Source organism: Streptomyces sp. NPDC048275 (assembly GCF_040652275.1).
Taxonomy (GTDB): domain Bacteria; phylum Actinomycetota; class Actinomycetes; order Streptomycetales; family Streptomycetaceae; genus Streptomyces.
Genome location: NZ_JBEZLR010000087.1, coordinates 1 through 26,894, shown reverse-complemented (window position 1 = coordinate 26,894; position 26,894 = coordinate 1). Strand labels below are relative to the sequence as shown.

The 26,894-nt window shown below is 71.8% G+C and carries 17 protein-coding genes; 6 read left to right on the top strand and 11 right to left on the bottom strand.

Features of this window, described 5'->3' with window-relative positions; translation table 11 throughout:
• The first annotated feature begins 170 nt into the window (after nucleotides 1-170).
• Both AB0D57_RS35955 and AB0D57_RS35950 read left to right on the top strand, forming a co-directional pair.
• Nucleotides 171-995, top strand: a complete 825-nt coding sequence (locus AB0D57_RS35955; RefSeq protein ID WP_362083147.1) for an AfsR/SARP family transcriptional regulator — start codon at nucleotides 171-173, stop codon at nucleotides 993-995.
• Between the two features lie 928 nt (nucleotides 996-1,923).
• Nucleotides 1,924-3,216: a helix-turn-helix domain-containing protein gene (locus tag AB0D57_RS35950; RefSeq protein ID WP_362083144.1), complete on the top strand. Its 1,293-nt coding sequence runs from the start codon at nucleotides 1,924-1,926 to the stop codon at nucleotides 3,214-3,216.
• A 178-nt stretch (nucleotides 3,217-3,394) separates the two neighbouring features.
• Here AB0D57_RS35950 and AB0D57_RS35945 read toward each other — a convergent pair whose 3' ends face one another.
• On the bottom strand, nucleotides 3,395-8,860 hold the full coding sequence (locus AB0D57_RS35945; RefSeq protein ID WP_362083142.1) for an amino acid adenylation domain-containing protein: 5,466 nt from the start codon (nucleotides 8,858-8,860) through the stop codon (nucleotides 3,395-3,397).
• 281 nt (nucleotides 8,861-9,141) lie between these two features.
• Nucleotides 9,142-9,387 carry a hypothetical protein gene (locus AB0D57_RS35940; RefSeq protein WP_362083139.1) on the bottom strand — a complete coding sequence of 82 codons (246 nt, stop codon included), beginning with the start codon at nucleotides 9,385-9,387 and terminating at the stop codon, nucleotides 9,142-9,144.
• 390 nt (nucleotides 9,388-9,777) lie between these two features.
• Between AB0D57_RS35940 and AB0D57_RS35935 the strand changes: the two genes are divergently transcribed.
• Nucleotides 9,778-11,007, top strand: a complete 1,230-nt coding sequence (locus tag AB0D57_RS35935) for an aminotransferase class V-fold PLP-dependent enzyme (RefSeq protein ID WP_362083136.1) — start codon at nucleotides 9,778-9,780, stop codon at nucleotides 11,005-11,007.
• A 521-nt stretch (nucleotides 11,008-11,528) separates the two neighbouring features.
• Here the strand turns inward: AB0D57_RS35935 and AB0D57_RS35930 are convergent.
• A complete protein-coding gene (locus AB0D57_RS35930; RefSeq protein ID WP_362083133.1) occupies nucleotides 11,529-11,723 on the bottom strand; it encodes a hypothetical protein in 195 nt (64 codons plus the stop codon).
• A 7-nt stretch (nucleotides 11,724-11,730) separates the two neighbouring features.
• On the opposite strand from AB0D57_RS35930, the gene AB0D57_RS35925 reads away from it, so the two are divergent.
• The 3 genes from AB0D57_RS35925 (at nucleotide 11,731) to AB0D57_RS35915 (ending at nucleotide 16,312) form a co-directional block, all read left to right on the top strand.
• Nucleotides 11,731-12,798 (top strand): serine hydrolase domain-containing protein, encoded by a 1,068-nt coding sequence (locus AB0D57_RS35925; RefSeq protein WP_362083130.1) that lies wholly within the window; start codon nucleotides 11,731-11,733, stop codon nucleotides 12,796-12,798.
• Nucleotides 12,799-12,974: 176 nt separating this feature from the next.
• Nucleotides 12,975-13,421: a hypothetical protein gene (locus AB0D57_RS35920; protein ID WP_362083126.1), complete on the top strand. Its 447-nt coding sequence runs from the start codon at nucleotides 12,975-12,977 to the stop codon at nucleotides 13,419-13,421.
• A complete protein-coding gene (locus AB0D57_RS35915) occupies nucleotides 13,418-16,312 on the top strand; it encodes a hypothetical protein (protein ID WP_362083123.1) in 2,895 nt (964 codons plus the stop codon). The genes AB0D57_RS35920 and AB0D57_RS35915 overlap by 4 nt, the downstream gene beginning before the upstream one ends.
• A gap of 96 nt (nucleotides 16,313-16,408) precedes the next feature.
• Here AB0D57_RS35915 and AB0D57_RS35910 read toward each other — a convergent pair whose 3' ends face one another.
• The 8 genes from AB0D57_RS35910 to AB0D57_RS35875 all read right to left on the bottom strand — a co-directional run bounded on the left by AB0D57_RS35910 (nucleotide 16,409) and on the right by AB0D57_RS35875 (nucleotide 26,138).
• Nucleotides 16,409-17,071 carry a spherulation-specific family 4 protein gene (locus AB0D57_RS35910; RefSeq protein WP_362083120.1) on the bottom strand — a complete coding sequence of 221 codons (663 nt, stop codon included), beginning with the start codon at nucleotides 17,069-17,071 and terminating at the stop codon, nucleotides 16,409-16,411.
• Nucleotides 17,068-18,003, bottom strand: coding sequence for an NAD(P)-dependent oxidoreductase (locus AB0D57_RS35905; protein WP_362083117.1), 936 nt, complete (start codon nucleotides 18,001-18,003; stop codon nucleotides 17,068-17,070). The genes AB0D57_RS35910 and AB0D57_RS35905 overlap by 4 nt, the downstream gene beginning before the upstream one ends.
• A 7-nt stretch (nucleotides 18,004-18,010) precedes the next feature.
• Entirely contained in the window at nucleotides 18,011-18,724 is a 714-nt protein-coding gene (locus AB0D57_RS35900) for a sugar phosphate nucleotidyltransferase (RefSeq protein WP_362083114.1), read from the bottom strand.
• Nucleotides 18,725-18,788: 64 nt separating this feature from the next.
• Nucleotides 18,789-19,790: a GDP-mannose 4,6-dehydratase gene (locus tag AB0D57_RS35895; RefSeq protein ID WP_362083111.1), complete on the bottom strand. Its 1,002-nt coding sequence runs from the start codon at nucleotides 19,788-19,790 to the stop codon at nucleotides 18,789-18,791.
• A gap of 227 nt (nucleotides 19,791-20,017) precedes the next feature.
• Nucleotides 20,018-21,394, bottom strand: a complete 1,377-nt coding sequence (locus AB0D57_RS35890; protein WP_362083108.1) for a hypothetical protein — start codon at nucleotides 21,392-21,394, stop codon at nucleotides 20,018-20,020.
• Nucleotides 21,391-22,944, bottom strand: coding sequence for a GT4 family glycosyltransferase PelF (gene pelF / locus AB0D57_RS35885; protein WP_362083105.1), 1,554 nt, complete (start codon nucleotides 22,942-22,944; stop codon nucleotides 21,391-21,393). The genes AB0D57_RS35890 and pelF overlap by 4 nt, the downstream gene beginning before the upstream one ends.
• A gap of 86 nt (nucleotides 22,945-23,030) precedes the next feature.
• Nucleotides 23,031-25,166 carry a hypothetical protein gene (locus AB0D57_RS35880; RefSeq protein WP_362083102.1) on the bottom strand — a complete coding sequence of 712 codons (2,136 nt, stop codon included), beginning with the start codon at nucleotides 25,164-25,166 and terminating at the stop codon, nucleotides 23,031-23,033.
• Between the two features lie 444 nt (nucleotides 25,167-25,610).
• Nucleotides 25,611-26,138, bottom strand: a complete 528-nt coding sequence (locus AB0D57_RS35875) for a hypothetical protein (protein ID WP_362083099.1) — start codon at nucleotides 26,136-26,138, stop codon at nucleotides 25,611-25,613.
• Nucleotides 26,139-26,894 lie beyond the last annotated feature (756 nt).

The window sequence follows — 26,894 nt, the reverse complement described above, 5'->3', positions numbered from 1 at the left end:
GCTCGATTTCCCCGAACCGGCGTGCACGGCACGGTACTTGGAAGTCCGCTCGAGGAGTGCTGGAGGGAATCACTGGACGGGGACGGACCCCGCTAGCGTGAGCGGCGGCGCGGATTTCCGGCCATCGGAAGGAAATGGACGAGGAGCTCGACGACTATACGGAGGAGACCGTGAGGATTCAGGTTCTGGGTCCGTTGAGTGCCGACGTCAACGGGGGATCGATCGTTCCGACGGCGGGCAAGCCACGGCAGATCCTGGCGCTGCTGGCGCTGTATCCGGGACGGGTGATGCCCGTTCCGACGCTCATGGAGGAGATCTGGGCGACCCAGCCGCCGCAGAGCGCGCTGACCACCCTGCAGACCTACATCTTGCAGCTGCGCAGGAGGCTGGGCACCGCGATGGGGCCCGGCGCGCCCGGCGCCGGCGCCAAGGAGGTCCTGGCCACCCGCCACGGCGGCTATCTGCTGCAGATCCCGCAGGACTGCGTGGACGTGCACCAGTACGAGCATCTGGCGCGCGAGGGGCAGGCCGCCTTCGAAGCCGGTGACAACGAGGCGTCGGCGACCCGTTTCCGTCGGGCCCTCGATCTGTGGCAGGGGCCCGCGCTGGTCGACGTGCGGGTCGGGCCGGTCCTGAGCATCGAGGTCGTACGGCTGGAGGAGAGCCGTCTGGTGACCGTGGAGCGGCGGATCGACGCCGACCTGCGGTTGGGGCGGCATGCCGAACTCCTCGCCGAACTAACAGAATTGACGGCACGTCACCCGCAGCATGAGGGACTCCACGCGCAGGTGATGGTGGCGCTCTACCGCTCGGGCCGGCAGGCCTCCGCGTTGGAGGTCTACCGCAGGCTGCGGATGCGACTGATCGAGGAGCTGGGGGTGGAGCCGTCGCCGCAGATGCAGCGCCTGCATCAGGCGGTGCTCGCGGTCGACCCTCAGCTGGACGTGCTGGCCGGCCCGCGGCGCGGCTCGACCTACGACCTCTTCGCCGCGTGACCCCGGCCGGCGGCCCGGCTGTTCCCGCACGCTCCTGCCGGGGTTTTGACCGGCATCTGAGCCCTCACCGGGCGGGCGGTGAGGGCTTTCGTGTGCGGACGGGGGGTGGCCGCAGATTCCCGTTCCTGGCGGCGAATATGGGGCTTGTGTGATGGCTGTAGACCGGTTCCGGTAATTCGTCCGACCGTGTGATCCGGTGATTCCCTCATTCGGGAATTTCGGTGCCTTGGAATCCTGCGCTGCAGTCGTGGGCCTGGGTAATCCGTGCGGTGGGGCAATGCGCGCCTCGGGATAATGCGGCGCCCGGGTATTGCGTGTGCCGACGAGTCAGTGCGCATCCGGCACCGACCGCGCACCGTGCACCGGCGCAGCCGGGTCCGCACGGTGGCGTCTGCAGGTCGGGTCACCCCGGGCCGGGGTGACCCGACCTGGCCTTTCGGCCAGCCGATGTCGTCGTCGGACCCGGGCGCCGACGCCCGCCAAGGTACCCGTCCTGACCCCGCTGTCCCGGCGCCGGGACGACGGGCAGGAACCGGCTGCTGCATGACGACTCCCGGGCGAAAGCGGAAACGTGCGGCGTGCCGCTGATGCCCGGGATCCTGCTCGGGACGGCTGGAGGAACGCTCGAGACATGCACGAAGACCGCAGGAGACCAGCACCTGAGTCCCATGAGATCCGCATCAAGGCCCCATGAGATCCGCATCAAGGCCCCATGAGACCCACATCAAGGTCCCATGAGACGCGCACGAAGGTCCCGGGAGAACTGGACCAGGTCCTCACGGGTGCCGGGGGAGTTCTTCAAGAGAGCCGCACGAGGCTGAGGCAGGGACCGTGGCAAAGGTTTGCCCGCGTATTGCCCACTGCCCTAGGCTCGGCCGAGGTTCTTGGCGAATTCACTTGCCTGTCTCCTATCCCTGGGATCGGTCACATGCTCCAGCAGCCCGCGTTCGGACGTCGTCTGAGGAAACTGCGCATGGCCCGGGGCCTGTCCCAGAGCGCCCTCGCCGGCGACGGCATGTCCACCGGGTATCTCTCCCGTCTGGAGTCGGGCGCCCGCCGGCCCACCGACCGTGCCGTCACCTATCTCGCGGACCGGCTCGGTCTGCAGCCGGCCGATTTCGAGGAGCCCCCCTCCGGTTCGCTGGCGCACGCCCTGACGCTGGCCTCCTCCACCGGTTCCGAGGACGCGGTGGGGGAGCTGGCCGGGGCACTCGCCGCCGAGGGCCACGAGGCACCGGTGCTGCGTTGGCAGGCACTGTGGCTGCTGGCCCGGTCCAAGCGGCTGCAGGGCGACCACGAGGGCGAGCGGGCGCTGCTGGAGGAACTGGTACGCCTGGGCGACGAGGTCGGCCTGCCCGAGTTGCGGGTGCGGGGGCTGACCCGGCTGGCCCGCTGTCTGCGCTCGCTCGGCGGGATCACCCCGGCCCTGGACGCCGCGGTGGCCGCCCACCACCTCGCCCGAGACAACGCACTGGGCGTGGAAGACCGGGCTGCCGCGTTGCTCGCTCTGGTGTCGGTACAGACGGAAGCGGGCCGGCTGCCGGAGGCGCGGGCGCACGCCGACGAACTGACCGCCCTGGTCGCGGGCCGCACGGACGTCCTGTGGGCGGAGGCGATGTGGACGGCCGCGGCCGTGCGGGTGCGCCAGGGCGACCACTCGGGGGCGCACGAGTACCTTCAGCAGGCTCTAGAGCGGTTCAGCAGCACCGAGGACCTGGTGCTGTGGCTGCGGTTGCGGCTGGCGGCCGGCCGACTGCACCTGCAGCGGGTCCCGGCCCGGCCGGACGCCGCACACACCTGCATCACGGCCGCAGAGTCGGCGCTCACCTTCGTCGGCACGCCCGCACTGCGGCAGGAGTTGACCGCGCTCAAGGCGGACTTGGCGTTCTCGACCGGCTGTTACGACGACGCCCGCACCCTGCTGGGTGAACTCGCCCACGACGCACCGCGGATGACCTACCGCGACAGGGTCCGCCTCGACATCCTCCGCCACCGCCTGCGCATCCTGTCCGGTGATGACAGCGGGGCGGCGGGCCTGCGGGCGCTGGCCGAACAGGCCCAGGCTGACGCCAACATCGACCTGGCGGCGGAGATCTGGCGCATCCTCGCGGAGGCTCTCTCCCAGATCCAGCGGCCCTCGACCGCCTCTGGGGTGCCTCGGGCCAGGCTCGAGGACACACCCCTGTCCGTTTCCACCCCTCAGACCGAGGAGCCGGCGTGAAGCCCAGCCCGTACGGTGGCCCCGGTGCCGTTTGCCGTCGTGGTCTCCTCCACTCCCCGTTGAGCGGGCGGGCACGGTGAGCGCAGCGCCCGCGGGTGGACAGACCCCACGGACCACTTGGCGGCCCCAGCGGTGCCGCCCGCGCCCCGCAGTCGGTGGTCCTCAGCATCCGTGACGGTCAGCTGCGTTCGTCGGGGTGGTCGAGGCACAGCTCGTACAGACTCTTGGCGTGGGTCTCGTGCCAGCCTGCGGGCATGGCCGGGCCGACCGGCCACAGTGCACGGTGGCCAGCGCCGTCGCAGACGACGGCGAGGGTGGTGTAGGCGTCGGTGAACGGGTCCTGGGCCGGCGGCTCGTTGAGTACCTGCAGGCTGCCGTCGCAGTCCACCAGGGCGCTGTGACCGGTGCGCCACATGCGGGCGCTGGTGCCGTCCGGGGTGCCGAACGGATCGGGCAGGAACCGTTCGCCGGTCGCGGTGGGCTGTCCGGCGTATCCGTGGGCGACGCCCGCGCCCGCGATGTACAGCGCGCCCACGTGTCCGGCGGGCACCGGCCGCAGCTGTGCGTCCAGTACGTAGGCGCCGTAGCCGGGGGCAGGCCTGGGCCCGTCGCGGGTGTACTCGACCTGGAGTCGGCCCTCGGCCCAGCCCGCGCTGAAGGTCAGGGCGAGGCCCTCGGTGCGAGCGCGCGCGACCAGGACGGGGTCGGCGCCGCCCAGCAGCAGGTCGGCGCCGTGCTCGCGCAGCCATCCCAGGATGTCGCCGTGGGTGGCGAGCGGGAGGTCCGGGCGCGGTACGTGGACGCGGGTGCCATGGACCAGGGCGGCCAGCAGGCCGAGTGCGGCGGCGGCGTCGGGGTAGCCGTCCACCAGCCAGGCGGCGTCGGTGGCCGGCGCCAGGCCCGCAGCGGTGACCGGCTCGGCGCCGATCACGACGGTGCCGTCGACGGCTGGCGCCAGGACCAGCGGAGCGCCGGAGGACAGGGGAGCCGTCCGGTCGGTGTCGTGCACCGGCCAGATGGTGTCGGCGGGCGACAGGTCGGCGGCCGGGGACCGCACCAGGCGGGCCACGCCCGGTATTTCGGGCAGGATCCGGTCGGCGGCTTCATCGAGCAGCAGGACGACGGGCCGGGGTGTGTCGGGCAGGGGGAGGGCGGGGTCCACGGGCAGGCAGGCGGCGCCGGTCTTGGCGATGGCGAGCGCGGCCACACCGAAACCGGTCGGGGAGGTGAGGGCGGTCAGGACCGCGGTGTGGGGGCCTGCCCGATGGGCGATGAGGGCGTGGGCCAAGAGGTCGGAGCGGGAGTCGAGTTCGGCGTAGTCCATGCCGGCCAGGGCGGGTGCCGTGGGGGTGCGCGCGGCGCGTGCGGCGAACAGCGCGGGCACGGTGAGCACCGGGGCGGCCAGGCGGGTGCCCGCCCACGTGCCGGCCATGCCCTGCGTGACGTCACGGGCAGGGGACGGCAGGCGGCTCAGCACCGTCGAGGGCGCGTCCAGGGCGGTCTCCAGCAGTTCGCGCAGCTGCCCGGTCAGGGACGCGGCACCCGCCTCGCCGACCGTGTCGTGTGCGAACGAGGCACTCACGGCGATCCCGGCCGGTGCGCCCGCCGGGTGATGTCGCTCGGTCAGGGTCAGGCCCAGTTCCGCGGCGGGCAGCGGCAGTTCGGGGTGTTGCGGCTGCACCGTGAGAGAGGCTGCCTCGAACTCGCCGCCCGTCTCCTGCAGCACCGACAGGGCCAGGCCGCCCGCTGCGGCCAGCGGCGCGTCGCCGACCCGGTAGGCGGCGAGGTCGGCCTCGCGCACCCGGCGCAACAGGGTGGTGAAGGCCGGGTCGCCGCCGGTGTCGACGCGCAAGGCGAGCACCCGCCCATAGGGGCCGACGGCGCCGCGCAGCGCGGCCGAGGCGCGAGCCGGGACCGGCGCGGCGAGGGTGATGGGGCCCTGCGCGCCGAGCCGGGTGAGCAGGGCGGCGAGCGCGGCGTGCACGACCATGAAGAGGGTGGCACCGTGCGCGGACGCGAACCGGGCGAGCCGCTCGTGCAGGGCCGCGTCCCAGTCCGTCTCCAGGCGGCCCAGGGCGCCGTTGCCGGCTGCCGGTCGGCCGCCCGGCAGCGGTGTGGGCACCCGGTCACCGGTCACGGCCCGTGGCGCCACGTCGGGCACGTCCGTCTCCCACCGCGGCACACGGCCGGTGGCGCGCGCCGCGTAGACCCGGGCGAATTCCGTGGCCAGCGGCAGCTGCGACCAGGCGTCGACGGCGTCGGCGGGCAGGGTGAGCTCCAGCAGATGGTCGTCGGCGGCCAGGAACCGCAGGCGGGTGCCGGCCGTGCCCAGCCGCGTGTTGCGCAGCGCCTCATGACGCCCGCCCAGGTCCGCCAGGGCCAGCTCCAGCGCCCGCACATCCAGCGCCCCGCGCAGCCGCAGCGACAGCACGGCAATGTCCGTGCCGCACTTGGCGGGCCCCGTGAAAGCGGCCGGGCCGTCGCCCACCAGCGCGGCGAACAGCGCGGGAGTGGGCGCCTCGTACAGGGCGCGGCGGCCCGGGTCCACGCCCAGCGTCCGGCGGACCTGGGCCAGCAGTCGGGCGGCGGCCGGCGCATGCCCGCCGATGCGGAAGAAGTCGGTGTCCGCATGGACGGTGCGGCGCGGCACACCGACGGCGTCGGCGAACAGGTCGCGGACGATCTCCTGGAGCGGGGTGCCGGGCCCGCTGCCCATCCGCTCCGTGGCGCACACCGGGACGGGCAGCGCGGCCCGGTCGACCTTGCCCCCCACGCCGAGCGGCAGCGCGTCCAGGACCACCAGCGCGGACGGGACCATGTGGTCCGCCAACCGCGCCCGCAGATGGCCGCGCAGTACGACCTCGGTGTCCAGGGTGCTCCCGAAACCGGCCGGGGTGTTGGCGCAGTCCTCGCTGCGGACTGCGGGCGCCGCGTATACGGAGGTCAGCGGCCCGTCGGGGACACGGGCAGGGTCGAGGAAGACGATGTCGAGGGCGTCGGCGCGGACGGACGACCAGGTCGGCAGCGCCCGGTAGCCCAGCCGCTCGCCGAGCGCGCACAGGTCCTCCGGGTCGGGCGGGGGAGCATTCCCCGCGTCCCCAACAGGCGCGCTATCCCCGACAGGCCCGCAGCCCCCGGCCGGTGCGGCATCCCCAACACGCCTGCTGTCCCTGGCCGGTGCGGCATCCCCGACCAGCGTGTCGGTGTCGGCCGCAGTACTTTCGTCCAAGGCGCGCAGGGCGGCCCACTCGCCATGCACACGGCTGTTGGGGATGGCGGTGACGCGCAGCATGGCGGGACGCAGGCCGCTCAGCACCGCCTCCAGAGCGGCCGCGTCTGCGATCTCGTGGCCCCAGCCTGCGGCGGGAGCGTCGGCGAGATCGGCGACGGGTTCGGCGGTGCTGAGCACCGCCTCGTAGCGGTAACGGGTCAGTTCGTTGTGGTGTCGGCCGCGCTTGGCCCGTACGTCCACCGCGCGCACCGCGGGCAACTCGCGTGCCAGAGCGGTGAACAGGGCAGGTGACAGCAGGAGTTCGGTTTCCCGGGCGACGCGCCGGTCGACCGCGCGGCGCACGCTCTCCCGATCCCGATCCCGATCCCGATCCCGATCCCGATCCCGATCCGCTGCGCCGCGCCGGGCGAGTTCGACGCCGGTCTGCAGGCAGCGCGCGAGGTCGAGGTTGCGCAGGTCGCCCAGCAGCAGCGAGCCGCCCGGGGCGAGCAGCGCCAGCGCCCGCTCGACAACGGTGCGCAGATGACCGAGGTGAGGGAAGTACTGGGCGACCGAATTGACGACGATCGTGTCGAAGTGCCCGGCGGGCAGGCCGGCGGTGTCATCGGCGGCGCGCACGCTCAGCCGCACCTTGTCCCGCAGCACCGCATCCGCCCGCGTCCGGGCACGCAGCGCCTCGACGGCGTTCTCGCAGAAGTCGGTGGCCCAGTACTCCTCGCACTGAGGCATGCCCGCCAGCGGCGCCATCAGCAGGCCGGTGCCGGCGCCGATCTCCAGGATGCGGCGCCCACCCAGCTCACGTACGCGCTCCACGGTGGCCGCCCGCCACTCCCGTACCGCCTCCGCAGGCAGCGCAGCGGTGTGGTGACTGCTGTTCCAGCCCGCGAAGTCCTCCCCGGAACCGGCCCCGTCTCTGGTACCGATGCTGTTCCCGTCCCCGTCCCAGGCCGCCGTGGCGCCGTCGTGGAGGGTCCGGTGGATCTCCTTCCACTCGGCGATCCGCTCCGCGTCCCCGTCAGGGGAGGCGGCCGGGGGAGCGGCGGGCACCACGTGCGCGACCAGCCGACGCCCGCCCTCGTCCTCGTCGCTCCCGTGCACCGACACCACCGCCTGCGCTACCGCGGGGTGCGCACGCAACACGGACTCGATCTCCCCAAGCTCGATCCACAGCCCGCGCAGCGTGACCCGGCGCTCGACGCGGTCGACGAACTCCATCTGCCCGTCCTCGCGCAGCCGTACGAGATCACCGGTGCGGTACAGGACCCCACCGCTGTCCGTGAAGCGGTCCTCGACGAACCGCCGCGCGGTCAGCTCCGGCCGCCGGAGATATCCGGTGGCCAGTCCCGGCCCGCCCAGCAGGAGTTCACCGGTGCCGCCCGCATCCACCGGCAGGCCGTCGCGGCCGACAACGACGGCGACCGCGGTGCCGACGGGCTGCCCGATGGGAACGGTCCGCTCGCCCTCGGCGGGAGCGGCGGTGACCTCGTGCCAGGTGGCGAACCCGGCTGTCTCCGCGGACCCGTACACATGCACCAGCCGCCTGGGCCCTCCGGCCTCGCACACCTGCCGCACCCGGCGCGGGTCGCACGCCTCGCCGCCGAACAGCACGGTGTCCAACGGCGCGAATGCCGCCGGGCGGTGAAGGGCGATCCGCTCGAACAAAGCGGTCGGCAGGAAGACCACCGACACCCCATGGCCATGGACCGCGCCCTCGAAGCGGACCGGGTCGACGACGGTGTCCTGGTTCAGCCCCACCAGCCGGGCTCCCGCAGCGAGCGTCGACCAGACCTCGAAGGCGACCGCGTCGCAGGCCGGTCCGGCCGCCTGTGCCACCACGTCCCGGGGCGTGAGACGCACAGGGCCGCTCGAGCGCACCATGTCCAGGACGGCACGGTGCGGGACGACGACACCCTTGGGCGCGCCGGTGGTCCCCGAGGTGTAGCAGACGTACGCCGCGTCCTGCGCGCCCACCGTCACCCTCGGCAGCGTTCCGCAGCACCGGGCGATCTCGGCGGCCTGGCCCTCCTCGTCCACGGCGATCACCGCCGCGCCCAGATCCCCGAAGTCCGCCGCGCGGGCCTCCTCGCTCACCACCGCGGCCGCCGAGCAGTCCCGCACGATCAGCCGACGGTGCTCGGCGGGCTGCGCGGGGTCCACCGGCACGTACGCCGCTCCGGCCCGGACGATCGCGAGGAAGGCGGTCACCATGTCCGGCCCGGCCGGCAGGCAGGTCACCACCCGGTCGCCGCGCCCGACGCCGCGCGCCCTCAGATGCGCTGCGAGGCGGTTCGCCCCTCGGCTCAACTCGCGGTAGGACAAAGCGACTCCACCACCGGAGCGCTCCGGGTAGATGACGGCGGTCGCCTCGGGCCGCGTGCGTACGTGCTGTTCGACGAGGCCGGAGATGGACATCAGGACGGCTCCTTACGGCAGCGGCTTCTTGGTTGGAAAAACATTGCCAAGATGGTGGCAATCAGCTCCTGAGGACAGGCCTCGCAACGCTGGAGCGGCACTTGAGAGGGGGCGTGCCGGGTAGCGGTTCAGGGGGCGTGGCTGTCATCCGGGAATGACCGAAGCCCCCGTCGCGGCGGGGTGGCCGGCGGGAGCCTCAGGATTCGGTGTGGGTCGGGTCGGGGGCCGGACGGCGGCCCTCCACCGGAGGGCCGGCGGCGAGTTGCTGCCCCGCGCACCCGTCAGACGGCGGTGTTTCCGGTGGTGTTGGGCCACCCGATGCTGTCGGTGGCGGACGCGGAGGCGCTGATGGCGCGGCCCGCCGCCTTCGGCCACCCGATGTCGTCGGTGGCGGCTGCGGTGGTGCTGGTGCTGCTCGTTTTGGGCCAGCCGATGCTCTCCGTGGCTACGACGGCGGTGCCCCCCACGGTGAAGACGGCGGAGCCGATGACGACGGCGGAGCCGATGACGCGGGCGAGGTTCTTCATGGCAACTCCTCTGGGGCAATTCTGCTGTCCGGTGATGGCGACTTCTTGCCTAGAAGGTTGGCAACCTGCGCTCGCGACTCGCTCGGCACTCGCTCGAAAAGGCCTCAAGAGCAGTCAGAAGTATGCGTTCACCTGCGCCGATACCTGGCAATATTTGTCAATCACCGGGAGGTCGGTCTGGCACAGGGGTGCAACCCGGGCCGTGGAACAGCCGTCCGGGGCCCTCTAGTGGAGCGCCACTGGAGCCGCCATTGCCAACGACTCGCGGCAGTGGGCAATCTATTGCCAATTCATTGGCAAGCTTGGGTCATGCCTGGCGTGAAGGCCGGTTGTGCACATCGGCCGCCGGGCAACGCAGCAGATGCCCCGACCTCGGGGGGAGGCCCCGGAATGAACGCGACGACGCCATTCGGGCAGGAAAGGCAGACGGTGCACCTGGACCCGGCCGGCTGGGGCCGTATGCCCGCCGCCGTGCGCGCGGTCCTCGCCGACTGCGTACTTCGCGAGGACCGTTACGGTCCCCACGAGCTCGAGGAATACCTTGAAGACGTCCTGCACACCGAGGTCTACGAACGCCTCGGTGCCCTGCTCAATGTCCCGGCCGGCGACACCGCCCTCGTCACCGGCGCCACCACCGCCTTCGCCGCGGTGGTCTCCCGCCTCGACCCGGGCCGCCACGACCGGATCTGGACGACTCCCTATGAAAGCGCGGCCAACCTGACCGCCCTGTACGCCCTGCGCGACCGTACCCGCTGCCGGCTCGAGGTCGTTCCGCTGCGCGAGGACGGGGACCTGGACCTGGAGTGGATGGCACGGCACATCGGCGACGACGTCGCCCTCGTCTCGGTGGTCCACGTCCCCTCCAGCTGCGGAATCGTCAATCCGGTCGAGGCCGTCGGACTCCTCGTCGCCCCCCACGGCTGTCTGTACGCAGTCGACGCCTCCTATGCCGTCGGCCAACTCCCCCTCGACGCCGCACGGATCGGATGCCATCTGCTGACCGGGGACGGCTGGAGGTTCCTGTGCGGCCCGTACTCCGTCGGAGTCGCCTACCTGGCCCCCCGGTTGCGCGGCGCGCTCGAGGCGGCCACCCCGCACTGCCCCCCGCCGGAGACCGTCGCCGTCGCGGGCCTGAACGCCGCCCTCGCCCACCACGCGGCGACGGCCACCGCAGGCGAGGGCCTCGGGCTGCTGCCGGCTCTGCGCGCCGCGGTCGAGGAGACACCCGGCACCGAACTGATCGCCCCCGGCCGCATCCAGTCCGCCGTCCTCGCCTTCCGCCACCATGAATTGCCCGCCGCGCTCCTCCGCCGGCAACTCGCCGCCCGCGGCGTCATCGTATGGAAGACCGTCGCGGAGGAAACCCCGCTCCACCTGCCCCGGCGCGGCACCGGCGGTGGTAGCGCGCTGCGTGCGTCCCTCCACCACGGCAGCACCGCGCACGACATCGCCCGCTTCGGCCAGGCACTGCAGGACGTCGTCCGAGAGCAGCAGCCGCACTCCGCCCGCGCACACCCGGCCGCCCCCGCACCCTTGCAGGCCGCCCCCACGGTGGCCGACCCGCCCCGCCTTCGGGCGCCCGCCCGGCGGCGGCACCTCGCCGTGTGCCCGTCGCCGTGACTCCCACGGCCCCTTCGAGGGGGTGAACGAGGCCACGCGCCTCAGCGCGGCGTCGCCGGCCGCCGTACCTCCGCAGCGCGAGGACGTGGGCGTGGACACCGACCTGAAGGCGGCTCCTTCACCGGGAAAACAGGATCCGGTGACCGGTATCAGCCAATGCCGCACCGGCTTCCCGCTCGTCGCCCCCTCCACCACCCACCACGGCACGGTGCCCGAACCTCGCTGTCCCGGGCCGCGCAGTCCGACAGGCGGCAAGGCGTGGGCGCTCCTATGCTGGTGAGGTGGAGCCTTGAGGTCCGAGTCCGACGGCATGGCCGAGAGCTGCGGCCGGCCGCAGCTCGCGCCCCTGTCCGGCGATCCGGCCCCAAGCGACAGAGAATCCCCCGCGTACGCCGTCTGCCGGAGCCGGATGCTCGTGTCCCGTACGGCCTTTGGGACGGCGTTGCCCGCGGGCGGACCCCAAGCCCCGCCCCGCTCTCGCTCACGGCGACCGCGGAGGCTTTGACCTCATGCGCTGGGAGTCAGCCCATGACGCATTCGTGCAGTCGGAGACGTAGACGCAGGGGGGCCGCCACCGCGTTGGCGGTGGGCATGGTCATGGCGCCGGTCGCGAGCGGTACCGCCGTCGCGGCACCCGCGTCCGTTCCCGCCGCGGTCACCGCCACCGAGCCGCCTTCCCCGTCCGGCTCGACGGCGGACGGTTTCCGTACGCTCACGCCTGCCGTGACCCAGGAAATCGACGAGGCCGTCCGGCAGGTCATGCGGGAGGCGAACGTACCTGGGGTGACCGTCGGACTGTGGACACCCGGCCAGGGAAGCTACGTACGGTCGTTCGGGGTCGCGGACAAGAGCAGCGGCCGGAAGATGTCGCCGGATCTGTACATGCGCATCGGCAGCGAGACCAAGACCTTCACCGTGACGGCGCTGCTGACGCTGGTCGACCAGGGCAAGGTGGGCCTGGACGATCCGATCGGCAAGTACGTCGACGGTGTGCCGGGCGGAGACACGATCACGCTGCGCGAACTCGCCGGGATGCGCAGCGGGCTGTTCAACTACACCGAGGACCCGGGGTTCTTCACCGCCCTGACGTCCGACCCGCAGCGGCCGTTCACCCCGCAGCAGTTGCTCGACTACTCCTTCAAGCACCCGGTGCTCTTCCCGCCGGGCGAGAAGTTCGACTACAGCAACACCAACCTCATCCTGCTCGGTCTGGTCGTGGAGAAAGTCGGCGGCCTGCCGATCGAGGACTACCTCCACAAGAACGTCTTCGCACCGGCCGGCCTGGACCACACCCTTTTCCCCACCGACGCGGAGTTTCCCACCCCGCACGCGCAGGGATACACGGACCAGACCGCGAGCGGGAAGGTCGAGGAGACAGCCGACTGGAACCCCTCCTGGGCCTGGGCGGCCGGCGCGATCATCTCCGACCTTCAGGATCTACGGGTATGGGCACGCACGGTCGCCACCGGCATCCTGCCCAACGGCGACACCCTGATCAGTCCCGCCACCCAGAAGCAGCGGCTCATCACGCCTCCGACCACGATCCCGGGCGCCGGGTACGGTCTTGGCATTTTCAACGTCCAGGGCTGGATCGGGCACAACGGCTCCCTGCCCGGCTACGAATCCCTGACCATCTACTTGCCCTCGGCCCAGGCGACCCTCGTCGTCCTGCTGGACACCGACATCAACCACGACGACACCGAACCCAGCACACTCTTCGGCGACGCGATCACGAAGATCGTCACACCGCAGCACGTCTTCAACCTGCCGGCACAGCCCGCGGCCCGTTGACGCGCACCGTCCGTGGTGACGCGAAGTGTCCCGGCTGCACGGCCCGCTGAGGCATGCGCAATGCGTTCAACCGTCCAACTGTCACGTTCGTCGGCGGATCACGAACTGATTGAGGTTCAAAGTCCTTGCGGGGACAGAACGTACAGTGATTGCGGAATCAGTGACACTGACATGCCATGAACCATGGTCCGGCAGGGGGGCGTACGGTGGACCCGATCGTGCTGGCAGCAGGAACCGCACTCGTGGGCGCCATGGCCACGGACGTCTGGCAGCAGGCCCGGACCGCGACGGTCGACCTGTGGCGTCGGATACAGCCCGGGCGCGCCGACGGCATCGATGCCGAACTGGACAACCTCCGCACACAGGTGCTCGCGGCCCGGGAGGCTGGGGACGCGGACACCGAGCAGGCTCCGGCGGGTGCCTGGCGGCTGCGTCTGCATGAACTCTTCCGCGACAACCCCGGTCTCGCCGTCGAGCTCCAACAACTGCTCGACGAGCATCTCACCCCGGCTCTCCCGGCAGACGAACAGGCCCAGGTCCGGTCGGTCGTCATGAGTGTCGAGGCGCGTGACAACTCCCGTGTGTACATGGCGGGCGGAGACCAGCACATCACGGGCGCATGAACACACCCTCCCGCGACCCGGACCCGACCCATGTCGAGATCGAAGCGCACGCTCATGACAACGCTCAGGTCTACATCGCGGGAGGGAATCTCTACGTCACCCGGTCCGGCTCGGCGACCAGCGACGAGCGTGACCCTTCCGGGGGCGACGAGCGTGACCCTTCCGGGAGCACGGTCCATGCTCTCCGGGTGTTCGAAGGGCCGTCACTCCTGCTCTGCGTCGGCGCGGCGCTCGTCGGCGCGGCGCTGTTCGGTCGGGAGAATCCGAATGACAGCCTCATAGGATTCGTCCTGCTGCTGGCGGGCTCGGGTGTACTGATCATGGCGGTTGCTCTGATGCGGCGCCGCTACTGGCGCTGGCAGCAGATCCGGCTGCTGAACAGCCCCGCGCTCATGCGCCGTCATGACCGGCGGTTGGACCGCACGGCGCAGCAACTCGCGAGCGCCCTGCGGTCGCAGTGGGAGGCTGAGGAGAGGCTGCGCAAGGTGCAGCATCCCAGTCCGCTGCCGGTGCGATGGATCACTGAGGACCGGTTTTCCGACCACTGGTCGAGCGTGCGCGGGGACGCCGCGTGCGACACGCCATTGGACCTCTCGGGCGACTTCGCTTCCGTCGCTGAGACGTACGCCCGGGTGCCTTCCGGCAGGCTGCTCCTGGTCGGCGGCCCGGGCGCCGGCAAGTCCGTACTCGCTCTGCGGTTCGCGCTGGACCAAGTCCGTCGGGCCAAGCCCGGCGACCGCATCCCGGTGATTCTTCCGCTGGCATCCTGGGATCCTCTCGCCCAGGACCTGGAGTCCTGGGCGGCAGCGCGGCTGATGCTCGACCATTCCTGGCTGGCGACCCGCACCGCGCAGGGGACCACCTTCGCTGCCGAACTTCTGCGCACCGGAAGGCTGTTGCCGGTTCTCGACGGATTCGATGAGATCCGTTCCGAGTCACGCCCCGACGCCATTCGGCGACTGCGCGCTGCACTCGGACATGCGGACCCCATCGTCGTCACCAGCCGGGTCTACGAGTTCGACGCCGCCGTCGCCTCGGCAGGCTTCCTGCTGCCCGCCACCGCGGCTGTCCGCCTGCTGCCCCTGGACCTGGACGAAGTGGCCGAACATCTGCGCCGAACCACGCGCAAGGTGGTCACCGGTGACCTGGTGTCCACCAAGTGGGACCGGGTGTTCGTCCCGCTGCGCCAGGGCGCCGGCGACGTACACGTCGAGCGGCTGCGAAACATCCTGACGACGCCCCTCATGGCCTCGCTGGCCCGCACCGCATACAGCGAGACGGCTCGTGACCCGTCCGAACTCCTGGACGGCGTCGGCTTCCCGACCGAAGCGTCGATCGAGGACCACCTGCTGGACCAGCTCATCCCGGCGGTCTCCGACGAGCCGGAACAGGCAACGCGGTGGCTGGGGTTCCTCGCCCAGCGGCTCGACGCCCTGGACACCCAGGACCTGGCGTGGTGGCAGCTCAGTCGGCGAGCTGCGGGCGTCCTGCGGACGCTGGGGGCGGCGTTGGCACTCGCCGCGTCCGCCACCGTCGTGTGGTGGCTGTTCGACGACACGGAGACTTCATGGTTCTTCGGTCTGCCGGTGTGGGTTCCGGTGGGGCTCATGGGCCTCGTGTCGGTGGCCGAGGTGGGGCTCGGGTCGCGCGGACAACTGCCCTTACCCCACTACTTCCAGCGCCCCGCGTCGATCGGCCGCTTCCTGCTGGGTGGCACGGCAGGGCTCGCCTTGGCCCTGGCGTGCAGCCTTTGGCTGATCGACGGCGGCGTCGTCCTGGTGCTGGTGCTCTACGCCGCTGCGCTGAGCTCCCTGCTGCATCCCGCCGTCCCCCTGGCCGTCGGGCGCAGCCCAAGATGGGTGCTGCGCCAGGATCGCAGAGCGACTGTGGCCTGCCTCGGCCTGGGAAACCTGTGGGCGGGCGGCGCCCCCTACCTTAGGGCCGCCGTGCCCATGCTGGCCCCCGTCGTCGCCCTGACGACCTGGCAATCCAACGCGGGGCACGGTGCCGTCGGCCCCGTCGACCGGGCTGTCACCATCGCCGTCTCGATCGCCGCGTTGGCGGTGTTCGCTGTGAGCGTCTCCGCCTGGGGTGTCTTCACAGCGGCCAGAGTGCGGCCATGGCTCGCCGGGCAACTCCCCTGGGACCTCATGGGTTTCCTCGAGGACACGCACCGCCGCGGCATCCTGCGGCAGTCGGGCGCGTACTACCAATTCCGGCACGCTCGGCTTCAGGAGCGGCTTGTCATCCGTGCCGGACATCGGCCATCCACGACCCGACCGGCACCAGCACGACGACCGCGTGCCCCGCTCATGGCTGCTGCCGTTTCAAAGGTGCTGGTGTCGGGGCCCTCCCTGTTTCTCCTGCTCGTGGCCGGTACGACGTTGCCCGCCTTCAGCCAATCGCCGGGCGCCCCCGGGCCGCGTCTGTCGATCAGACCGGCCTGCGAACTACTTGACCGGAACACTCTCACGACCGTTCTCCCCGAACCGGAAATCGTCGGCGAGCCGGACGGCGGCGACATGTGCTGGTGGGCCGACGAACGGTCGATCCCGGGCGAGTCGAACGTACAGCTCACAGCGCAGGCGCTCCAACCCTTCTTCCGGTACAACGCGGTGCAGTGGGCAGAGAAGAAGTTCGAGTCGGAATCCGCAACGCTCTACGAACCTCGATACACCGGACACCCCGCAGGGCTGGGAGACGAAGCCACCACAGTGATCCAGCTCAAAAAGTCGCAGGCGATGACCGAGACCGTCGTACGCGTCGACAACGTCCTGATCTCCATCACCTGCGTTGTGGACGTCCTCCGGGGCGACGACGAAACGTTGGCGCGCCAGGCCCGTGCCACCGAGAACCTGGCGCGTGTCGCCGTAAGCAACCTCGGCCCATAGCTGGGCGATGACGCCTGCCGCGAGGGCATCCGGCTCGCCCTGATCCGTCTCGCCGCCTACGTCGACAGCCACGACATTCCCATCGACTACGCGATGTCACGCATTCGCCCCACCCAGGGCGGGCGTCAACCGCGACCAGGGATTGGGCAGTTCGCCCGTCACCGGCCCGGCGACCGCCGCGCCGCGATCACGCGCGGTGCGGACGGCGAGCGGGACGAGCGCCCCGGGTACGCCGTACACGAGGTGGCAGAACCGCTCGGGCGGGTGCCGCATGGTCCACGCCGGTCTGCTGAACGCCGACACGTACGTGGACCAGTGCCCCTCGAAGGTGACGACCAGATCCGCGAGGCGGGCGTACCCCGGCGCGGGGTGGACGCCCGGGTTCAGCACGACGGGAGCCGCGCCGAGCCGGCGGACGGCTCCCACCAGCCGTCTGCAGGCGGGCAGCGCGGCCGGGTCCGGGGACACCCGGTCGAGGAAGCATCCGTGGGCCGCGTACCACTCCCGGTGCCGCACGACATCGGCCGCGACCTCGTCGGGGTCGCGCGCACCGTAGTCGGTGTCGACGTACCCGAGCAGCCGGGCGCCGGCCGCCCGCAGCGCGCCGGCCGCCGCGGTGAACGCCGGGTCGGGGCCCGGGCCCGGACCGTTGGCAGGGTTGATCACGACCGCGTACGTACGGTCCGCCGCCGCGATCAGGCGGTGCCAGGCGCCCGGGTCCTCGCCCGGGTGGACGTACAACGGAATCAACAGGCTCACAACGCGCGGCCGCCTTCCCCCTGCCGGGAGGCGGCATCCGTATCCGCGGTGGTGGCCGCCCACAGCGCGGCCAGCGATTCGTCGAGGCTACGGGACGGACGCCAGCCCAGCGCGTCACCGGCGGCGGTGATGTCGGAGCACTGCCACGACACCTCCCCCGAGCGGGCGGATCCGCCGCTGTCCTCCTCGATCCGCCCCCGGAACCCGGCGATGTGCGCCAGGTCCCGCACCAGATCGCGCACCGGGAAGGCCTTCCCGCCGCCGATGTTGAGGACGCGCGGCAGGGGCCCGGGCGCCGTCGCCGCGCACACCGCGGCCCGCGCCACGTCGCGTACGTCCACGAAGTCGCGGTACGCCGACAGGTCACCCAGCCCGATCACCGCGTCCGGGTCCCGGCCGGCCTCGCGCAGCAGCCCGGCGACCCGGCCGGGCAGCCCGGCCGACGGCGCCCCGGGCCCCACCGGGTTGCCCACTCGCAGCACCACCGCGTCCAGGCCGGAGGCGGTGACGGTGATCGTGCCGGCGAGCTTGGTGGCGCCGTACGGGGTGACGGGCCGGGTGGCCGCCGACTCCGTCACGCTGGTGTCCGGGGCGCCCGGGCCGTACTCGGCGGCCGAGCCGAGGTGGACGAGCCGCGCCGCGGGTGCCGCCTCGCGCAGCGCCGCGCACAGGACCGCGGGGCCACGGGAGTTGACCTCCGCGAGCGTCACGGCATCTCCGCCGGTCGCGCCGGCGCAGTTGATCACGCCGTCGGGCGCCGCCGACTCCAGTGCCTTTGCCAGCCGGTCCGTGCGGGCGGTGGCGAGGTCGATGCCGAGCTCGGCGGCGGGCGAGCGGCCGCCGCCGAGCACCCGCACGCCCGGCGTGGCGCGCAACTGCTCGACGACGTGGCCGCCCAGATAGCCGGTGAAGCCCAGGACGAGAATGCGCATGCGAGGGTCAGGCTCCCTTGAGCAGCAGCGACTTGCGGGTGGTGAACTCGGCGTTGGCCCGGTCGTAGTCGTCCGGGCGTCCGATGTCGAGCCAGTACCCCTCGAAATCGTAGGCGTGCGGAGGATTTTGGGTCCGCAACAGGTCCAGCACGAGTTCGTCGAAGCCCAACGGCAGGCCGGGGGTGTACCCGTCGAGCGTCGACCGCGACAGCCCGTACACGCCCATCGAAACGCGGTAGTCCATGCTCGGCTTCTCGGTGAACGCGACGACCCTGCTCGCGTCGGTGGTCAGCACCCCGAAGTCGATGTGCACCTTGCGCGCGTACGTGGCGATCGTCAGCGGCGCGTCCGAACTCCGGTGCCGCAGGAGGACGTCGGCGAAGTCGAGGTCGGTGAGCACGTCCCCGTTCATCACGAGGAACGACTCCGGCAGCCGCTCGCGCATGGTGAGCAACGGGCCCATGGTGCCCAGCGGGCTCTCCTCGGTGGAGTAGTCGACGGCCATACCCCATTGGGAGCCGTCGCCGACGTAGGCGCGGATGATCTCACCCAAGTGACCTATGGCGATGGTGCAGCGGGTGAAGCCGGCCGAGGCCAGCTGGCGCAGCACTATCTCGAGGATGGCGTGCTGATCGCCGATGGGCACGAGCGGCTTGGGCAGCGCGGTGGTGTAGGGCCGCAACCTCACGCCCTTGCCTCCCGCCAGGATCACTGCGTGCATGGGACTCCTCGTTCGTGGGATGTGCCGATATGGGGATGTGCCTTCGGGGTTGTGCCGGGACAGGTCAGATGTTGTAGATGCCTGTCTTGTAGCGGGCGAGGTTGGCCGGGTCGCGGAAGAACTCCACGGTGTGCGCGAGACCCTGTTCGAGTGCGTGGGCGGGGCTCCAGCCGGTCGCCTCACCCAGCCGGGTCGCGTCAGCGACCAGCCGCATCACCTCCGACCCCGCGGGCCGGATGCGCTGCGCGTCCTCGCGGACGTCGAGGGCGGTGTCCATCACTTTGCCGATCAGCGCGACCAGGTCGCCGACCGAGATCTCGCCGCCGGTACCGGCGTTGAAGGTCCGGCCCACGACCCGGTCGGCGGGCGCGGTGCCCACCGCGAGGAACGCCTGCGCGGTGTCTTTGACGTAGGTGAAGTCGCGGGTGGGGCGCAGGTCGCCGAGGGTGATGGTGCGCGTTCTCGCCGCGACCTGGCCGATGACGGTGGGGATGACCGCCCGCATCGACTGACGCGGACCGAAGGTGTTGAACGGCCGCAGCGTCACCACAGGGGTGTCGAAACTGGCGTGGTAGCTGTCGGCCAGCCGGTCCCCGCCCGCCTTCGAAGCCGCGTACGGCGACTGGGTGTTGATGGGGTGGTCCTCGGTGATCGGCACGGTCTGCGCGGTGCCGTAGGTCTCGCTGGTCGAGGTGTGCACGAGGCGGGGGGTGCCGAGGGCGCGTACCGCCTCCAGGACGTTGAGGGTGCCGGTGACGTTGGTGTCCACGTAGCTGTGCGGCGCCTGGTACGAGTACGGGATGGCGATCAGGGCGGCCAGGTGGTAGACGCAGTCGGCGCCTTCGACGAGACCGCGCACGGAGCCGGGGTCCCTCACGTCGCCGAGGACGATCTCGACGTGGTCGAGGACATCGGGATGCAGGGTCTCCAGCCAGCCGTAGGAGGAGAAGGAGTTGTACTGCGCCATGGCTCTCACCCGGTGCCCGGAAGCGACCAGCGCCTCGGTGAGGTGGGAGCCGATGAAACCCTCGGCTCCCGTGACGGCGGCGAGCGGTGCGGAGGTCAAATCGCGGTCCTTCCGGTCGGTGGCGCGTGTGGTGTCCGTGCGGCGTTGGGTGCGGTGTTGCGTGGGGGACTAGGTGTCGGGGGTGGCGGCCCGTGGGGGCCGCTGTCGTGCGGTGGTCGCCGGTGTGGTGCGGTGCGGTTTCGGGCGGGGCGCGGTTGCGTGCGACGTGGGCGTGGGTTGAGGCGTGTGGTGCCGGGCGGGGGGCAGGCGTGTGTGGGGCCGGGGGTTCAGGAGTGCGGTGCGGGCCGTCCCAGCAGCCGCAGCGCGCACGCGGTGAGACACAGCGCCGCCGCGCCGCAACACAGCGACAGCACGTCGGCGCCCGGTGGTGGATGGAACACGGCGACCGCCACGCCCCCGGCGGCGGCTGCCAGACACACCCCGGCCGGTGGCCAGGCCACCCCGAACGCCTGGAGCAGCAGCGCGATCCACAGCGTCGCCGCGAGCAGCAGCAGCGGGGCCGGCTCGGCGCCGGTGAGCAGCGCCGCGGGCCACAGCGGAAGGAGATAGGCCAGCAGACAGACGCCGAGGATGCCGGCCGAACGCAGCAGGAAGGCGGCCGGTGTGGCGGTGGCCCGCAGCGCCGCCACCGACATCCCCCGATACCGGTACAGCAGCCATTCGGCCGGCCCCATGCTCACGGTCAGCACGATCACGGCGTACGGGTGCCGACTCCCCTCCAGCAGCACCAACACCCCAGCGGCCAGGCCGAACAGGCCGTACGGCAGGGACCGCAGCAGTGGGGGCCGGGCGGCGCCCGGGACGGGGGAGGCCGTGAGCGTGGACCGCAAGACCCAGCCGGCCGCGAGGGCCGCGCCGAGCAGGGACAGCAGCGGCAGTGCGGCCCGCAGCGGGGTGCCCGGCTCCCACCACGGCAGCACCACCGCACCGGCGATCACCGGGGTGAGCGCCGCCAGCAGCAGCCGCTCCCGGCCCAGTACCAGCAGCACACCGGCCGCCGCGAGATACGCCGACTGCGCGGCGGCGACCAGAGCCGTCGTGCCGGACTGGGTGAGCAGTGTCCCGGCACCCGTCGCTGCGACTGCGCCCAGCGGGGCGCCTTTGAGCAGGGTGTGGCCCGCCTCGCGCCGGCCGGTTGCCATCCGCAGACAGGCCCGGTGCCCGAGTGCCTGGCCCCAGGCCCAGGAGACGAGCCCGGCCACGACCAGCACGTCGGTGTCGCGCTGCGCGTCCCACAGCCGCCCGGTGAGCAGGTAGGCGAGTCCCGGCAGCGCGAAAAGCGCCCCGCGCAGTGCGCACCGCAGGTGGTCCGGTCGCCAGGGGTCGACCGGCGGCGCGGGCTCGGGATAGGTGCGCGGCACCCGCTCGTACAGCGCGGACGCGAGCGAGAACAGGTTCGGGTGTCCGTAGCGCTCCTGGATCACCTCGGCGGTCAGTCCCTCCGACTCCAGCAGCGCGGCCACCTCGTACGGGTGGACGGCCGGCCCGATGCCGTCGGCCAGCTCGGCGGCGAGCAGGTCGACCGCGTCCTGGTGCCCCCCGCTTCCCGGCGCGCGCGGTGCCGGGGAGCGGCCGCCGGCGAGTCGCAGGGACAGCGTGTCGCCTTGTGCACCGCTGGGTTCGAGGGCCATCGGTCCGCTCATCCGGCCAGGCTCCTCGGCCTCGGGACCTGGGAGCCGCTCGCCGCCGCGAGTGCGGAGCCGGAGTCGGCGACGGTGTCGGCAGCCCAGGGGGCGCGTGGGGTGCTCCGGCCGAGCGTCGGCAGCTCCAGGTAGATGGACCGGAAGGTGTCGACGGTCTGGCGCAGGGTGAACTGCTCGATGACCCGCAGTCGGGCCGCCTCGCCCATCGAGCGGCGGCGCCCGGGATCACCCAGCAGGTGAAGCGCGGCGGCGGCCATGGCGGCGGCGTCGCGCGGCGGCACGACGAGCCCGGTGTCGCCGACGGCCTCGCGTACGCCGCCCACGTCCGTGGAGACGGTCGCCCGCCCGCACGACATGGCCTCGATCAGGGTGAAGGGGAAGCCCTCGCTGATGCTGGAGAGCATCACCACGTTGCCTGCGGCGTAGGCGTCCTTGATGTCGTCGACGCGGCCCTCGAAGGTGACCGCGTCGGCGTGCCCGAGCTCCGCGGCCAGGGCCTGGCAGCGTTCCCGGTAGGCCTCTCCGCCGCGCGGTGTGCCGCCGAACAACCGCAGCCGCGCGCCGGGGAGTTCGGCCCGCACGAGGGCGAAGGCGCGGATGAGGGTCTCCAGGTCCTTGATCGGGTCGACCCGGCCGGCCCAGCTGAGGGTGGGCTGCTCGGGCTCGGGGCCGGCCGGCGGGAACGCTGCGGGGTCCACGCCGTTGTAGACGGTGCGTATCGACGTGGGTTCGGCGCCGCCCTGTTCCTCCCACAGCCGGTTGTAGCGGTTGCCCGGTGTGATCAGGGCGGCCCGCCGGTAGGTCTCCTCGGCCAGCAGCCGGAAGAAGCCCAGCACGACGGCCTTCACGGGCCAGCGGTAGGGGGCGGTGCGGTAGCCGAGGTAGCGCTCGCGCAGATAGACGCCGTGCTCGGTCAGCAGCAGCGGTACGCCGTGCCGCTCCAGTGCGGTCAGGCCGGGCAGCGCGGCGACGCCGCCGCTGACCGCGTGCGCCACCCCGTGCTCCGGCGGCGGTGTCGCCAGCGGGCGCAGGGCGTGCTCCAGCAGGGCGGTGGCGGTGGTCGCGTCGTGCAGGGTCGGCCGGGCCTCGCGCACGGCAAGGCCCGGGCGGTTCCACACGGCGGTGAGGATGCCGATCGCCCGGTCGCCGCGCAGGAAGGGACTCAGCAGCCCGTCGGCCGCGGCCGACGCCAGCGCGTACAGGGCGGTGGCGAACCGGTCCTCCGCGCAGGGGTCGAGCAGGGCGGTCAGGAACTGCTCGTAGGCGGAGGCCAGTTGGTTGCGGCGCCACCCGCGGGGCGGGCGGCCTCGGGGCGCGGGCCCCCACATGGGGACCGCGGTGACGCGCGAAACGTGTGGGGGGATGTCCCACACGACCGGTTCGCGTCCGGTACCGGTGACGGCGATGACCTCGAAGGCGATGTCGGGCATCCCGCCGACGAGCTGGTCACACCAGACGCTGACACCGCCGTGACTGTGCGGATAGGTGCCTTCGGTGAGCAGGGTGACGCGCGTTGACTTGGGGCGTCGCGCGCCGTGGGGAACGTGCATCGATGTGCTCCACGGCCGAGGTATGGGGTGGTCGTGCCGGTCCCGGCCGCGATGGGTGCGGCCGGGACCTTCGGTCGGTGCGCCGTTCAGCTGTCCGGGGTGTAGGGAACCCGCTCCCTCACACCGGCCGGCACCCGGGTGGCCGGCGTGGTTGCGGTCGCCGTCTCCTCCCCGGTGACGCTGGCGGTCGCGGCCGCCGGCGTGCCGGACGACGGCAGGGTGAGCGTCAGTGGCTGCCCGGTCGGGGCGGCCCATCCGGACACTCCGCCGGCGTACGCGTCGCCGAAGCCGGTGCCGGCGCTCACGGTGCCGGCTGGCATGGTGGCCGTCACCGCGACGCCGTCGGGCGCCTGGACGGTCACCGTGTCGCCGACGCGGTAGGCGGTGACCTGACCGGCGGCGACCGCCGACTTCCAGACGGCACGCCGCTGCAGCTCGGCGCCGATGTCCTTCATCCGCAGGTTCACCACGGGGGTGTTGTCCGCGAACAGGGCGGAATACCCGTCGAGGATGCCGTCGAGGACCGGGTAGGCGATACGGTCCTCGGCCAGGTTCGACTGATGGATGAAGTGCGGCTTGGGATCGTTGGACAGGACGTGTCCGAGGCCGGTTCTCGTCTCCAGCGGCACGATGTGGTCGGCGTAGCCCGTCGTGGTGCTCAGCGGCGCCGACAGGCAGGTGGAGGTGGCGGGGTTGTCCTCGCAGATGCCGCTGCCGCCCTGGGCGCGGCTGGTGTAGATCCAGTTGTACTCGTCGACCTGCTCGGCCGCCCGCCCGGCGTTGTAGAAGACGTTCATCGGGTAGCGGGAGACGGTCGTCGAGGGGCCGACCTGACGCTGCACGGGGTCGCGGGAGTTGTCCGAGGCGAGCCACCGAACGTCGTTGTCGGCCAGCGCGAGCGCCAGGTTGGGGTTGTCCTCGGGCTGCTGCGGCGAGATCCTCAGGCCGGAGTGCTCGCCGGTCACCAACTCGTCGTTCTCCAGCGGGAGTCCGGCGGTCCGACCCCAGACGCCGTTGTTGGCGATCTCGTCGGCGATCTCGGTGCGGCTGACCCACGCGGTGGAGCCGTCCGCGTTGGTGGCGCACTTCCACGGCACCACGCTGACGTCCTGAACACAGCCGAGGAACGGGTGCGAGTACGTGTGGTTGACCCAGCGGAAGCTGTCGCGATCGGCGATGAACTGGTCGGCGAGTTCGTCGACGCCGTCGTTGTCCTCACGCTGGTTCACGCTGCCGGCGCCGTTGTACACCATGTCGAGGGTGACTTGGTGTCTGCCCTGCCATTCGATGGCGTAGTCGACATCGGCCGGGGTCATGCGGATCGGGTTCGCCACGCCCTGGCCCGGGGGACAGTCGATGTCGCCCGGCGTGCAGTTGAGTTCGGTGTCCCAGCGGTCGTCGGCCGCGAACACGTCGTCGACGTGCACCGCGAAGTAGTTGCGCGAGGCGCCGAGGTGCACGCCGTCGGTCATCCACTCCACGATGCCGCGTGCCAGCAGCCGGAACTGCTGTTGGTACTGGTTGTAGACGAAGGTGAGGACGAGCTCGCGCCGTCCGTCGTGCCGGTACTCGCCGACCAGTGAACCCCTGGTCGACTGCCCTGGGATCGGCGCGTCGACGTACGGGATGAAGTCCGCCCCCGCGACCGGTGTCGACAGATAGGCGTAACTCTCGCCAACGTCAGGGGAGTTGTCCTCGAACGGTACAGCTCCGTCCAGATAGCCGAACGGCCCCGCCTGCCCGGCTGCGGTGACCTCGGCCTGAACGCCGTCGACGCTGCCGGAGTAGCCGCCGTAGACCGGGTACTGGAGCCCGGCCTCGGGACGCGCGTAGGTGTAGGCGTCGACCTGTGGGATCGCGTACGTCTGCTCGTAGGCCACCAGCGCCGCCATCTCGGCGGAGCCGGCGGCGAACGGGTTGTCGTTGGGCAGCACGACGGCCTGGAACTTGGCCCGAGGTGTGCCGTCCACCGTGTCCGCCAGGAAGCCGGCGTCGATCACGGGGCGGCCGGCCTGTTGCAGGTCGACCTCGGTGTACGGCGTGCCGGCCGTCTCCAGCTCGGCGGCGATGGCGTCGGTGGCCGGTCCGCCGTCGCTCACGATCAGGACCCGCAGGTCGATGCGCGACGAGGCGTCCACGGCGTGTGCCGTGCCGGCCGGTAAGCCGAGTGAGGCGATGAGCGCGCCCACGGTGAGCACGGTCGTGCGAATGGTCCGCTTCATGCGGTGAAGTCCCCTCCCCGGGCAGGGGTGAGTACTGCTCCTACGGAGCGGACGCACCCCCTGCGCGACGCCACCGCCCCCCTCAGACGTCGGTCGTCAAACGCATTCGTCGCGTCACATAGTGAGGTCTGTGTGTAGTTTTCGTGCGCCCGTTGCGAAACATGACGGAAAAGAGCAGGCGTCCAACTGGTGGTCGCCGGAGCCGGAACGCCCATGTCGCGGCCGCCGGGGCGCACGCGGCGGGGCTTGCGGGAAGGCCCCTGCGCTGGGCCCGGCCCGGGCCGGAGCGCATGGACCGCTGACGCCCGCCGGTGCCGGAGCGCCAGCGGTCCAGACCACTGTGACTTCCCGGCGCCTGATCGGTTTCAGGTCACCCTCACCTCGGACCGCGAGCGTGCCCAGGGTGGCCGGTCTGTGCGGACCGGTCGCCGCCTGTCTCTCGGGTCAGGAGCAGAGCACGCGGGTCTCGGGCGTGTAGAGGGGGCCGCCGCTGGTGCTCGTGCTGTCGCTGAACTCGGCGTAGAAGTACGAGTAGAAGCCGATGTTGCCGTTGCAGCCGGAATCGGCGGCGACCTGCAGCGTGAGGGTGACGGTCCGGCTCTGGCCGGGCGGGATGGTGGCGCCGTAGTTGGCGCCGAGGTTGGCGGGACCGGTGCCGGAACACGCGACACTGCCGGCGGCCGTGGCCAGGCTGCAGCCGGTGAAGCTGTACTTCAGATCGGGCCGCTGGGTGGTCAGCCAGGTCGGCTCGATCGTCTGGTAGACGAACCAGACGTCGTAGGTCCTGTTGTTGGTGATCGTCATCGACAGGTTCACCGCGCCACCCGGCACAGTGGTGGCGCTGTCGGTGGCGAACGTCAGATCGGCCGGGCCCGGGTCGGCCGCGCTCGCGGTGGGAGCAAGGCCGAACAGGGCGAGGGCAAGGGCGAGGACGGCGGTGAGACCGAGGCGTCTCGTCTGTGTGGATCGCATGGCCCGGGAGGCTAGGCACACCGACATCGCACCGTCTGCCCCACCCGGATCGCCGGTAGCGGCGCCCGGCCGGAAGTGGATGTCCAGTGACGAGGCCGTGGAGGTGCTGTCACGGCCCACGGTCGCCGGTATTCCTGCACGGCAGTGTCGACCAGGGGGGCCCGGCGGGCCGCGGCCGACGGTGCCGGACGGCTCTGCGGCCCGCCCCGGCGCTAATGGCGGATACAGGGTGCGCCGGCTGCGGAACGATCACCGCCGAATGTGAGGCGGTGACGTTACCGGCCGGGGCCGGCCAGGATGGCGGGCGGTGCAACGGCCTTTCCCCGCACCGTCGTTTCAAGTCGCTGCCGTCGGCCGCACCGCTGCTGTTCACCACCCGTGGGCACGGAACAGGCATGCGCTGTTGCCTCTTTGCTCCCCACGCTGTCCCGCGGTCCGCCGAAACCCTCGCACGCGCTCTGTTCAGGACCCTGCCCGCCGCCGCCCATCGTCGTACGGCCCACGCACGCACCCCCCGCGGCCCCGATGCCGTATCTGCTGTCCATCTGGAGCTGGTCACGCTCGCTGAGGACCGGGCTGTTGTCACCTGGTACACAGGCGTGCCCGGAAGCGACGACGGGCTCGACCGCATGCTCCCGGCCGTGACCGAGGGGGAAGTCGTCTAGGGCCTGTCCGGCGGATCAAGTCGGAGGGAAGCAGTGGTGCCTTGTCGGCGCAGGTGAGCGGGGTCTGGTGCGTCGAGCTGCAAGGCGGAGG